Raw genomic sequence first — 11,469 nt, 5'->3', positions numbered from 1 at the left:
TCAACGCACGGAGCGGACTCAGCGAATTCAGTGGGCGTGGTGCGAACTCAGGATCTGGCCGAGGAACTGGCGCGTCTTCTCGTGCTGCGGCTGGCCGAAGAACTGCGCGGGCGGCGCCTGCTCCAGGATCTTGCCGTCGGCCATGAAGATCACACGGTCGGCCACGCTGCGCGCAAAGCCCATTTCGTGCGTCACGCACAGCATGGTCATGCCGTCTTCGGCCAGGCCGATCATGGTGTCCAGCACTTCCTTGACCATCTCCGGGTCCAGCGCCGAGGTGGGCTCGTCGAACAGCATCACCTTGGGCGCCATGCACAGCGCGCGCGCAATGGCCACGCGCTGCTGCTGCCCGCCCGACAGCTGGCTGGGGTGCTTGTGCGCCTGCTCGGGGATGCGCACGCGCGTGAGGTACTTCATGGCCACCGCCTCGGCCTCTTCGCGGCCCATGCCACGCGATCGCATGGGCGCCAACGTGCAGTTCTCCAAAATGGTGAGGTGCGGAAACAGGTTGAACTGCTGGAACACCATGCCCACCTCGGCGCGCACGGCATCCACGTTCTTGCCGCCGGCGGTCAGGTCGATCCCGTCCACCTCGATGCGGCCCTTCTGCACGGTCTCCAGCCGGTTGATGCACCGGATCAGCGTGGACTTGCCCGAGCCCGACGGCCCGCAGATCACGATGCGCTCCCCGGGCCGCACCGACAGGTGGATGTCGGTCAGCACCTGAAAGCTGTCGTACCACTTGTTGACCCCTTCCATGCGGATGATCGGCGGGGTGCCGGGGGCGGTCGTGACTGCGTCGCTCATCAATGGCTCCTTGTGCTGTCCTGTCTGGAGGTGTCTTACTGCAGCTTGGGCAGGTCGGCGCCCAGCCATTTCTGGTACAGCTTGTTCAGCTCGCCGTTGGCCGTGTTGCGCGCCACGAAGTCGTTGACGGTTTTCACCAGTTCGTCCTGGCCGGGGCGCAGGGCAATGCCCATGGCCTGCTGCAGCAGGTTGAACTTGTTCTCGAAGGTGTTGGCGGGCACGCGCTTGGCGATCTGCGCCGCCACGGTGACCGAGCAGCCGATCGCATCGACCTGGCCCGAGATCAGTGCCTGCATGGCCGATGCGTCGTCGTCGAAGCGGCGGATCTCGGTGCCCTCGGGCGCAGCCTTGGTCACCGCCACGTCTTGCGTGCTGGCACGGGCCACGCCCACGCGCACGGTCTTGAGGTCGGCCGCACTCTTGATGTTGGCGCCCGTCTTGCCGTACAGCACGATGGTGGCGGCTGCATAGGGCTGCGAGAACTGCACCTGCTTGGCGCGCTCAGGGGTGACGGCGAGCGAGGCCACCAGCACGTCGACCTTGTTGGTCAGCAGGAAGGGAATGCGGTTGGGGCCGGTCACGGGCACGATGTTGGCCTTCACGCCCAGCTCCTTGGCCAAGAGCTTGGCCACGTCGGCGTCGTAGCCGTCGGGCTGGTTTTGCGCATTGGTGGTGCCGTAGGGTGGAAAGTCCACCAGCATGCCAATGGTCAGCTCGCCCTTCTTCTTGATGTCGGCCACGGACTGCGCGGCGGCCAGCGGCGCAAAGGCCGTGAGGGCGGCACCCAGGCCGAGGGCGGCCAGGGCGGTGGTGACGGTGCGGCGGTGCAGGGAAAAGGTCATGGCATGTCTCCGGGTGGTTGTAGACGGGAACGAGAAAACAAACAGCAAAAGAAAAAGTGCGTGGGGCCGTGCGGGCCGGTCAGCGGGCCAGCGCCCGGGCCCGCTGGCGCTCCATGCGCGCCGCCAGCAGCGACAGCGGCCAGCAGATCACGAAGTACAGCGCGGCCACGGTGGTGAACACATGCAGCGGCTGGAAGGTGGCGTTGTTGATGATCTGCCCCGCCCGCGTGATCTCGGTGAAGCCGATGATGGCGGCCAGCGAGGTGCCTTTGATGATCTGCACCATGTAGCCCACCGTGGGCGGCAGCGCGATCTTGAAAGCCTGCGGCAGCACCACAAACCGCATGCGGTTGATGTAGCTCAGGTTCAGGGCCTGCGCGGCCTCCCACTGGCCGCGTGGCACCGCTTCAATACAGCCGCGCCAGATCTCTGCGAGGAAGGCCGCGCTGTTGAGCACCAGCGCCACGCCCGCCGCCACCCAGGGGTTGATGTCCAGCCCCATCACCGGGGCACCAAAAAAGATCAGAAACAACTGCAGCAGCAGCGGCGTGCCCTGAAAGACCTGGATGAACACCCGCGACGCGTTGCGCGCCATGGCGTTCTCAGAGGTGCGCGACAGCGCCACCACCAGGCCCAGCAGCGCCCCGCCCACAAAGGCGATGGCCGACAGCGCCAGCGTCCACTGCGCAGCCTGCAGGATGAAAAGGAATTCCGAGAATCCGAAAGTACGCATGGCAGGTTTTCCTCAGCGACGGTCGGGGTAGTTCAGCGTGCGCTGGTAGATCAGCTTGAACAGCGCCGAGAACGACAGCGCCAGCACCAGGTAAATGGCCGCCACCACGATGTAGATCTCAAAGCTGCGGAAGGTCTGCGACTGCAGGTTGGCCGCCACCGAGGTCAGGTCGTCCGCCGAGATCACCGACACCACAGCCGAGCTGAGCATCAACAGGATGAACTGGCTGGTGAGTGCGGGGTAGATGGCCTTGAGCGCGGGTTTGAGGATGACGAAGCGGAAGATCTCCCAGGGCTTGAGGTTGAGCGCCTTGCCCGCCTCGATCTGCCCCTTGGGGATGGACTCGATGCCCGCCCGCACGATCTCGGCCGCATAGGCGCCCAGATTGACCACCATGGCCGTGAGCGCCGCCGTGTAGGGCGACCAGCGCAAGCCGATGGACGGCAGTGCAAAGAAGAAAAAGAACAGCTGCACCAGGAACGGCGTGTTGCGGATGACCTCGATGTACGCATTGATCAGGAACCGCAGCCACGCGGGCCCGCCCGTCTTGCCCCAGGCGCAGAAGATGGCAACCACCAGCCCGAGCAAGGTGGCCGTGAGCGACAGCTGCACGGTGATCCACGTGCCCTTGAGCAACAAGGGCCACGCGGCCAACACGGCATCGAACTGGAACTGGTAATTCACGGTGGACAGTCGTTATTCCGAAGTGATGCGAGTTTATGAAACCGGTTTCATGACCACATCGGGGATTACCCGCAGCCCGCCAAAAAGGCCTGGGACGGGCCGAAAAGAGCCCTGCCCGCACCAGCCAGGCGCGTGGGTGAAAATGCCGCATGCCTTCTTTCCGCCCCGAACCCCCTTACACCCACGGCCAGGCCGAACGCACCGCCGTGCTGCTGTGCAACCTGGGCACGCCCGACGAAGCCACGGCCCCTGCGGTGCGCCGGTATCTGGCGCAGTTTCTGGGTGACCACCGTGTGGTGGAGATTCCCAAACTGGCGTGGTGGCCCATCCTGCACGGCATCATCCTGCGCACCCGCCCCGCCAAATCCGCCGCCAAATACGCCACGGTGTGGACGCCCGAGGGCTCGCCCCTGGCGGTGTGGACGGCCAAACAAGCCACACTGCTGCGTGGCTGGCTGGGCGAGGCGGGCCACAGCGTGCTGGTGCGCCATGCCATGCGCTATGGCAACCCGTCCATCGCCAGCGAGCTGGACGCGCTGAAGGCCGAAGGTGCCACGCGCATCCTCATCCTGCCGCTGTACCCGCAGTATTCGGCCACCACCACGGCCAGCGTGTTCGACGCGGTGTATGCCTGGGCGGCCAGCACCCGCCACGTGCCCGAACTGCGTTTTGTGAATCGCTACCACGACGCCCCCGGCTACATCGACGCCCTGGCCCGCACCATCGAAACCCACTGGAAACACCACGGCCAGCCCGACCAGCTGGTGATGAGCTTTCATGGCGTGCCCGAGCGCACCCTGCACCTGGGCGACCCCTACCACTGCGAGGCGCGCAAGACCGGCCGCCTGCTGGCCGAGCGCCTGGGCCTGCGCGAGGAGCGCTTTCGCATCACCTTCCAGTCACGTTTTGGCAAGGCCAAGTGGCTGGAGCCCTACACCCAGCCCACTATCGAGGCCCTGGGCAAGGCGGGCACGCGGCGCGTGGACGTGGTGTGCCCCGGCTTCACCAGCGACTGCCTGGAGACGCTGGAAGAAATCAACATGGAAGTGCGCGAGGCCTTCTTGCACGCAGGCGGGCAGGAGTTTCACTACATCCCCTGCCTGAACGACAACAACCACTGGATCACGGCCCTGAGCCGCGTGGCCCAGCAGCACCTGGCGGGCTGGCCCACCGAGGCCCCCACCGCTGCCGCGCTGGCCGATGCACGCAGCCATGCGCAAGCGGGCGGTGCACCTGCCGGGGCCTGCCCCGCGGGCCGTTGACCGACCGCCCCGCACAAAACACAGAGCGCGCCCCAATGCAGGTTGCTACATTTTTTATAGCTATTTCCGCTTACCTATAGGGCGCCACAGGCCTTTTTGCCTCACACTCCCGAGATGGCGCCCCCCGGGGCCCGCTCCCAACCACCGCACCCATGCCCGCCTTTGCCCTCGCCCCCCACCAGCTGCGGCTGACGATTGACCCCGCCACGCTGGGCTTTGCCAGCACGGCCGAGCTGCAAGACCTGCCCCTGCCCTGGATCGGCCAGGAGCGCGCGCAGGCCGCCGCGCAGTTTGGCCTGGGGCTGCACCAGCCCGACTACCACCTGTTTGTGCTGGGCGAAGTGGGCAGCGGGCGCGCGTCGCTGCTGCGCCAGGCCATGCAGGCGGCGGCCAGCCAGCGCGCCGTGCCGCCCGACCTGTGCTACCTGCACAACTTCGACATGCCCGACCGCCCCCGCGCCCTGCGCCTGCCAGCAGGCCAGGGCCGCCAGCTGCGCCAAGGCCTGGCCGACATGGCCAAGAACCTGCAGGCCGACATCCCCAAACGCCTGGCCGCCGCCGACTTCAAGGCCGAAGCCGAGCGCATCGAGAAAGCCTGGCAGGCGCAAGAAGGCGAGGCCTTTGCGGTGCTGGACGCGTTTGCCGAGGCGCGCCAGTTCCGCCTGACGCGCGACGGCGGGCAGATGGTGTTCACCCTCACCGGCCCCAAGGGCCAGCCGCTGACCGAAGCCGAAGCCCGCGCCCTGCCGCGCGAGCGCCGCGCCGAGATCGATATGGCCGAGCAGGAAGTGCGCACCGAGATCGCCCGCTTTCTCGAAGCCGCCCGCCCGCTGGAGCGCACCCGCGACGACGCCCTGGCCGCCTTGCGCCGCCAGACCATCAAGCCCCTGGTGGAACACGCGCTGCACGACATCCGCCAGGGCCTGCGCAAGCAGATCAAGGACACCGTCAAGCTCACGCACTGGCTTGACCAGGTGGAGCATGCGGTGCTGGCCGACATCGACCTGTTCGAGCCCCTCGACCCCGACCAGGGCGCCGATGCCGAAGACGACCGCAAGGACGCGCTCGATGACCTGCTGGCCCGCTGCCAGGTGAACCTGGTGGTAGACAACCACGGCCGCACCGCCGCCCCCGTGGTGGTGGAGGACAACCCCACCCAGCGCACACTGTTCGGCAGCATCGAACATGGATCGGACGCCGACACCGTGCAGGCCGACCACACCAGCATCCACGCGGGCAGCCTGCTCAAGGCGCACGGCGGCTTCATCCTGCTGCACCTGCACGACCTGGCCGCCGAAGAAGGCCTGTGGCAACGCCTGCGCCGCTTTTTGCGCTGCGGCCGCCTGCAGATCGAAGAAGGTGGCGGCGGCCCGGGCCATGCCCCCGGCGGCGCCGTGGCGCTGCAGCCCGAGCCGGTGGACGTGGACGTGAAAATCGTGCTGATCGGATCGGTGGACGAGTACTACGCGCTGCAGGATGCCGACCCCGACGCCGCGCGCCGCTTTCGCGTGAAGGTGGATTTTTCAGACCACTTTGCCGCCACCCCCGCCACCCACCACGCCACCGCCATCCTGGTGGCGCAAGTCTGCAAGAAGCGCGGCCTGCCCCCCTTCGGCCCCGACGCCGTGGCCCTGCTGCTGGAGCAAACCCACCGCGAGGCCGACGACCAGCGCCGCCAGAGCGCACGCTTTGCGCACACCGAAGCGCTGGCCATCGAAAGCGCCGCCCTGTGCAAGGCGCGCGGCGGCACGCTGGTGCAAGCCGCCGACGTGCAGGCCGCCCTGGCCGCCCGCACCCAGCGCCACAACCAGCCCGAAGAAGAACTGCACGACTCCATCACCGAGGGCGAGCGCCTGATCTCGCTGGCAGGCTCCATCACCGGCCAGATCAACGCCATGACGCAAATCGACCTGGGCGACTACCGCTTCGGTTTTCCGGTGCGCATCACCGCGCGCACCTTTGCCGGGCAAGAGGGCCTGCTCAACATCGAGCGCGAGGTCGATATGTCCGGCCCCATCCACGACAAGGGCGTGCTCATCCTGCACAGCTACCTGACTGCCCTGTTCAGCCACGTGGCGCCGCTGGCGCTCAATGCCTCCATCGTGTTCGAGCAGGAATACAGCGGCGTGGAAGGCGACTCGGCCTCGTGCGCCGAGCTGTACGCGCTGCTGTCCAGCCTGTCAGGCCTGCCCCTGCGCCAGGGCATCGCCGTGACGGGCGCATTGAACCAGCACGGCGAAGTGCTGCCCGTCGGCGGCATCAACGAAAAGATCGAAGGCTGGTTCCGCGCCTGCCGCACCGCAGGGCTCGACGGCACCCACGGCGTACTGATCCCCGCCCGCAACCAGCGCCACCTGATGCTGGACCGCAGCGTGCTGGACGCGGTGGAGCGCGGGCTGTTCCATGTCTACACCATGGGGCATGTGAGCGAGGGAATTGCGCTGCTGACGGGGGAGGCATCAGGGATGAGCCCGGCCGAACTGCTGCAGGCGCAGGCTGATGAGTTGGCCCACCGTGCTGCGGCCGTGGAAGACACCGTGATGCAGCGGGCCGAGCTGACCTTGCGCGCGTACCGACGGGCTTGTCAGATTGCGGGGGCTGCGCGGAGGGGGCGCGGGGTTCGGGGTCGGTAGGTGGGTCAGGGGCCCACGAGATTAAATACTCGGGGTTTTGGTTGATTGGCAGCGGGAGCGGCCACTCGTCCTATGTCAAAGCTGCCAGTCAAGCAGGTGGAATCACCACCACCTGCACCCACGACGACGTTCAGCTCTGAAGTGCAGGCATGACGACTTCTTGCACGATGCGGACGCCCTCGGGGGTACTCCAGTTGCCGGCCAATTCGGCAATCAGTTGGTTGGTGCTAGTCAAGGTCACACCAGCCTTTTCCATCCGGCGCAGCGCCATGTCGTCGCCCATCTTGCTCGGCGAACCACCAGCATCCGCGACGACCTGAACTTCATAGCCTTGCGAAATCAAAGTCAGGGCTGGATAGACAGTGCAGACATCGTTGGTCACGCCAGCCAGCACGATGCGCTTGCGGCCGGTGGCCTTGACGGCTTCGGCAAAGGCCTCATCGTCCATGGCATTGACGACTCCCAGGCGCTTGATCCGGGCGGCGAATTCGCCGGGCAGGATGTCCTGGAGCTCGTTCAGCAAAGGTCCCTGAGCGTACTCCTCCATGCTGGAGGTCAGTACAACCGGCATGCCGAGAATCTTCGCGGTCTTTGCCAGCATCAGCGCATTGCGCTTCATCTCCTCGAAGGGAATGGACTGGACCCAGCCCATGGTGCCGACCTGATGGTCGACCAACAGCATGACGGCATCGCCGCCTGTGAAACGCTTGAAGCTCATATTCATCTCCAGAATCAGATGGTGGCGGGGTTGAAAGGGGTACCGCCAAAGACCATCACTTTGGCGGCCCCACCAGGGGACTGAAGCTTGGTTTCTCGCGGCGCGCGTTCCGCCGGGTAAACGGGGGCCAAAAGGTCTTCGAGCGCGAAGGGCCGCCCATTCACGCTCACCGGCCCCAACACCGGTAGCACGAAGGTGGTACGGCCTGGCGCGATGGGAATGTCCAGCTCCGCCCCGGCCTCCAGACTGATGTCGAGCATGTCCACCGCAGTCGGCGCATCGGTCGGTGAGCATTGCCCCGCGAACTCACCCGCGACCACGCGGACCTTGACACCTGGGCGCAGCACCGTCGGTACCTGTTGAGGCGTCAGGCTGAGTGCTTGCGGCGCGGCGGAACGCTTCTCGGGCGGAAGCTGTACAAAGATTTGAAGCGAATGCACGGTCCTTCCCGGCTCCGCAGGAACTTCCTCGTGGACCACGCCCTTGCCCGCAACCATCCAGTGCACGCCGCCCGGTTGGATGAGGTTGACCGTGCCGAGGGAGTCGCGATTGGCGATGCCGCTCTCAGAGTTGAGGAACACATAGGACACTGCCGAGAAGCCCGCATGCGGATGCGGCGGGAAGGTCGGCGCACTCATCCACGCATGGTCGACCCCAATGAACGGGTCAATCAGCGCCGCCGCGCCACGCAGGCCGAAGGCCCGAAAGTGGCTGCCGTGGTTGGCCCGCTGAAGTTGAACGACGGTGGGCATTTCGGTCGTCCTCCCTCAGGCCTGCACGGGCTCGGCAGCCTGCGTCGGATAGTCGATGTAGCCCGCGTCACCGCCGCCAAAGAAGCTGTTGCGGTCCGCCGGATTCATGGGGACGTTCGCCTTCACACGCGCGACGAAGTCCGGGTTGGCCAGAACCATCTGGCCATAAGATTCCAGATCGGCTAGTCCCGATGCGAGGTCTGCACCCATCTGCTCGCGTGCACGACCCGAGCGGTTCAACATCAGCGTGCCCGTCCAGAGCGCCCGGATGTCGGACAGCAGGGCTTCGTTGCCCTGGTGCATGACGTGCAGGTAGGCCAGACCCAGCTTGTTCAGTTCGGCCACCAGATAGCGATACAGCGCCGGCCCCTCAGCCCCCTCGTCAATGCCCCACAACGTGGTGCCCGGCGACAAGCGGATGGCCGTGCGATCTGCGCCAATCTCATCAGCGATGGCCTGGGCCACCTCGATGGCAAAGCGCGCACGGTTCTCGATGGAGCCGCCGTAGGCGTCGGTACGTGTATTGGCGCTTGGCGCCAGGAACTGTTGAATCAGGTAGGCATTGGCACCGTGAATCTCCACGCCATCGGCGCCGGCTTCGATGGCACGCCGTGCCGCGAGCCGGAAGTCAGCGATGGTCAGGCCGATCTCGTCGAGGCTCAGTGCGCGCGGAACGGGAGCCGCCTGCATGCCCGTCGGGGTGAACATCTGTGCACCCGAGTCAATGGCCGAAGGTGCGACACCTTGGCGGTGATGCGGCGTGTTGTCTGGATGCGAGAGACGGCCAGCGTGCATCAGTTGGATGAACAGGTGGCCACCACGTGCATGCACCGCTTCGCTCACTGTGCGCCAACCTGTGACGTGCTCGTCGGTGTAGATGCCGGGCGTCATCAGATAGCCCTGGCCATCGTCCGAGGGTTGGGTGCCTTCAGTCACGATCAAGCCGATGTCTGCGCGCTGGGCGTAATAGATGGCGGCCGACGCGCCAGGCGTGCCATCGGACTGGGCACGCGAACGGGTCATCGGCGCCATGACCAGGCGGTTGGCAAGGGTGTAGCGGCCGACTTGGACGGGAGTGAAAAGCTTTGACATGGCGTTCTCGGTGATGTGTTGAAAAAGGGGCTTTTGGTTCAGGCCGGTTGGCTGGCGTCCGTGCGCGCCACCAGGGCCTGGGATTCGTTCAGGAAGGCAGCAATGTGGGCGGGCACCAGACCGGGCGACGGCAGAATGGCCTGCGCCTTGCTGTTGAACAGCGCGCCGCTGCGAGCCTCCAACTCGGGTGCCACCAGCAGCGGGGCGATCCGCTTGGCGTAGTCGTCCGCCGTCGGCGTCACCAGACCGATCAGGCCCTCCAGCAGTGCAAACACAAACTTGCTGCCGCCCAGGAAGTTGCTGCGGATGTCGGTCTTGATGAGGCCCGGATTCAGGCCGTAGACATTGAACTGCTTGTGGCGACGGGCGCCGTCCAGCACCAGCATCTCGTTGCCAGCCACCGTGTTCATGTGGACCCCCATGGCACGGTAAGAGCGCTCGGCGTTCAGATCGCCCAGCGCGCCCGCCTGGCCGGTGCCGGGATAGCCCATGACGAACACACGAGGCTTGGCACGTCCAGCGGGGCGTCCGGTCCCAAGGCGAGGCGCGATCGCTTGCAGGATGACCAGGCGGCTCAGATAGCTCACCGCCATGTCTCGCTCCAGGCCCTCGGCAGTCTGCTGCCGCTTCGGGGCGGCAAAGATGCCGGTCGTGAAGATCACAAGGTCCAGGCTCTCGGCCGGCAGCAGGCTGGCCACACGGCGGGCTTCGCTCATCAGGCTGAGGTCGGCGCGGATGAATCCGATGTTGGCCATGTCCGCATCGCGGAAGGTCTGTCCCACGACAACGACGTTGGCGCCGTAGCCGGCCAGTTCCCTGGCCAGTGCGCGGCCAATGCCGCCTGTCCCGCCCACGATGGCGACATTGCGGCCCAGCACCTCTTCGCGTTTGAGCGGCGCTGGTTTGAACTGGAGGGTGTCTTTTTTCATTGAGAGCGATCCTTGATGCGATGGGCTGAATCTTGAATTAACCTACCCATGAGATAAAGATGGCTTCGTGAGAAACATTGATTCATTGATGGAGCAATAAGATGGAACTGCTGAACGACATGGCGTTGTTCGTGGAGGTGGTCAACGCCAAAGGCTTCAGGGGCGCAGCGGAAGCGACGGGCGTGCCCAACTCCACCGTGTCCAGGCGTATCAGCCTCCTGGAAAAGGCCATTGGCCTGCGGCTGCTGCATCGCACGACCCGTCGGGTGGAATTGACAGAGGCAGGACGGATTTACTACGACCGCTGCCGACGCATCGTGGACGAGGCCCGCATCGCTCACGAGCAACTGGGCGAAATGCTTGCGCAACCCAGCGGTGTGTTGCGCGCCTCACTGCCGGTGGATTTCTCCACCATTTACTTGGCACCCATCATCACCGCGTTCGCCGAGCGCTACCCGGGGATCAGCTTCGACTTCGATCTGACGCCGCGGCGCGTTGACTTGGTGACCGAGCCCTTTGATGTGGCCATCCGAATGGGCGAGCAGCCCAGCTCGACCTTGATCGCACGCCAACTCGCGATGCTGAAGGCGCAGGTCTATGCCTCGCCGCGTTATCTGGCGCGGGCTGGCGAGCCCAAGAATCCGGACGACCTTTCGCGACATGAGTGCCTGGGATTTCCCAAGGCAGACACATGGACGTTGCAGAACGGCGCCGACACGGTCCAGGTCCATGTCGGCGGACGCTATGTACTGAACAGCGTAGGCATGTTCCGTCGCCTGGCAACGCTCGACCAGGGATTGATCCTGTTGCCCAAGGCTGTTGTAGCCGACGACTTGGCCAGAGGTGAACTGCTGCACGTGCTGCCTGGTTGGCAGGGCAAACCGATGCCGGTCTACGCCTTTACCGAAACACGGCTACTGCCCGCAAAGACGCAGCGGTTCATCGAGTTCCTGAAGGAGCGACTGTCTGCTTTGGATTGATGATCTCAGGGACTGCTCTTGTTTAGGGTTGTGAGAT

Annotated in this window: 11 protein-coding genes; 3 read left to right on the top strand and 8 right to left on the bottom strand. The window is 65.4% G+C overall.

Features of this window, described 5'->3' with window-relative positions; genetic code table 11:
* Positions 1-27: 27 nt before the first annotated feature.
* The 4 genes from DBV10_RS09130 to DBV10_RS09115 form a co-directional block, all read right to left on the bottom strand.
* The gene (locus DBV10_RS09130) at positions 28-807 is read right to left on the bottom strand and encodes an amino acid ABC transporter ATP-binding protein (RefSeq protein WP_124512803.1); all 780 of its coding nucleotides are present in this window, start codon (positions 805-807) and stop codon (positions 28-30) included.
* Positions 808-842: 35 nt separating this feature from the next.
* Positions 843-1,649, bottom strand: a complete 807-nt coding sequence (locus DBV10_RS09125) for a transporter substrate-binding domain-containing protein (RefSeq protein WP_124512801.1) — start codon at positions 1,647-1,649, stop codon at positions 843-845.
* A gap of 79 nt (positions 1,650-1,728) precedes the next feature.
* Positions 1,729-2,382 carry an amino acid ABC transporter permease gene (locus tag DBV10_RS09120; RefSeq protein ID WP_124512799.1) on the bottom strand — a complete coding sequence of 218 codons (654 nt, stop codon included), beginning with the start codon at positions 2,380-2,382 and terminating at the stop codon, positions 1,729-1,731.
* Between the two features lie 12 nt (positions 2,383-2,394).
* Positions 2,395-3,066, bottom strand: a complete 672-nt coding sequence (locus DBV10_RS09115) for an amino acid ABC transporter permease (RefSeq protein WP_124512797.1) — start codon at positions 3,064-3,066, stop codon at positions 2,395-2,397.
* Positions 3,067-3,215: 149 nt separating this feature from the next.
* On the opposite strand from DBV10_RS09115, the gene hemH reads away from it, so the two are divergent.
* Positions 3,216-4,328, top strand: a complete 1,113-nt coding sequence (hemH, locus tag DBV10_RS09110) for a ferrochelatase (RefSeq protein ID WP_124512795.1) — start codon at positions 3,216-3,218, stop codon at positions 4,326-4,328.
* A gap of 152 nt (positions 4,329-4,480) precedes the next feature.
* On the top strand, positions 4,481-6,961 hold the full coding sequence (locus DBV10_RS09105; RefSeq protein WP_124512793.1) for a Lon protease family protein: 2,481 nt from the start codon (positions 4,481-4,483) through the stop codon (positions 6,959-6,961).
* A 130-nt stretch (positions 6,962-7,091) separates the two neighbouring features.
* Here the strand turns inward: DBV10_RS09105 and DBV10_RS09100 are convergent, their stop codons facing one another.
* The 4 genes from DBV10_RS09100 to DBV10_RS09085 are packed head-to-tail and all read right to left on the bottom strand — an operon-like array spanning position 7,092 to position 10,452.
* Positions 7,092-7,679: an isochorismatase family protein gene (locus DBV10_RS09100; protein ID WP_124512791.1), complete on the bottom strand. Its 588-nt coding sequence runs from the start codon at positions 7,677-7,679 to the stop codon at positions 7,092-7,094.
* Between the two features lie 14 nt (positions 7,680-7,693).
* A complete protein-coding gene (locus DBV10_RS09095) occupies positions 7,694-8,431 on the bottom strand; it encodes a pirin family protein (RefSeq protein ID WP_124512789.1) in 738 nt (245 codons plus the stop codon).
* Between the two features lie 15 nt (positions 8,432-8,446).
* Positions 8,447-9,523 (bottom strand): alkene reductase, encoded by a 1,077-nt coding sequence (locus DBV10_RS09090; RefSeq protein ID WP_124512787.1) that lies wholly within the window; start codon positions 9,521-9,523, stop codon positions 8,447-8,449.
* 38 nt (positions 9,524-9,561) lie between these two features.
* Entirely contained in the window at positions 9,562-10,452 is an 891-nt protein-coding gene (locus DBV10_RS09085) for an SDR family NAD(P)-dependent oxidoreductase (RefSeq protein WP_124512785.1), read from the bottom strand.
* Between the two features lie 101 nt (positions 10,453-10,553).
* Here DBV10_RS09085 and DBV10_RS09080 point away from each other — a divergent pair, with 101 nt between their 5' ends.
* Entirely contained in the window at positions 10,554-11,432 is an 879-nt protein-coding gene (locus DBV10_RS09080) for a LysR family transcriptional regulator (RefSeq protein WP_124512783.1), read from the top strand.
* Positions 11,433-11,469 lie beyond the last annotated feature (37 nt).

Source organism: Acidovorax sp. FJL06 (genome assembly GCF_003852545.1).
GTDB lineage: Bacteria > Pseudomonadota > Gammaproteobacteria > Burkholderiales > Burkholderiaceae_C > Acidovorax.
This window is presented reverse-complemented; position numbering and strand designations above follow the sequence as displayed.

What these genes read in the sequence shown, in the direction of transcription:
- DBV10_RS09130 (WP_124512803.1), bottom strand. Translation starts at nt 807, where the DNA reads ATGAGCGACGCAGTCACGACCGCCCCCGGCACCCCGCCGATCATCCGC.
- DBV10_RS09125 (WP_124512801.1), bottom strand. Translation starts at nt 1,649, where the DNA reads ATGACCTTTTCCCTGCACCGCCGCACCGTCACCACCGCCCTGGCCGCC.
- DBV10_RS09120 (WP_124512799.1), bottom strand. Translation starts at nt 2,382, where the DNA reads ATGCGTACTTTCGGATTCTCGGAATTCCTTTTCATCCTGCAGGCTGCG.
- hemH (WP_124512795.1), top strand. Translation starts at nt 3,216, where the DNA reads ATGCCTTCTTTCCGCCCCGAACCCCCTTACACCCACGGCCAGGCCGAA.
- DBV10_RS09105 (WP_124512793.1), top strand. Translation starts at nt 4,481, where the DNA reads ATGCCCGCCTTTGCCCTCGCCCCCCACCAGCTGCGGCTGACGATTGAC.
- DBV10_RS09100 (WP_124512791.1), bottom strand. Translation starts at nt 7,679, where the DNA reads ATGAGCTTCAAGCGTTTCACAGGCGGCGATGCCGTCATGCTGTTGGTC.
- DBV10_RS09095 (WP_124512789.1), bottom strand. Translation starts at nt 8,431, where the DNA reads ATGCCCACCGTCGTTCAACTTCAGCGGGCCAACCACGGCAGCCACTTT.
- DBV10_RS09090 (WP_124512787.1), bottom strand. Translation starts at nt 9,523, where the DNA reads ATGTCAAAGCTTTTCACTCCCGTCCAAGTCGGCCGCTACACCCTTGCC.
- DBV10_RS09085 (WP_124512785.1), bottom strand. Translation starts at nt 10,452, where the DNA reads ATGAAAAAAGACACCCTCCAGTTCAAACCAGCGCCGCTCAAACGCGAA.
- DBV10_RS09080 (WP_124512783.1), top strand. Translation starts at nt 10,554, where the DNA reads ATGGAACTGCTGAACGACATGGCGTTGTTCGTGGAGGTGGTCAACGCC.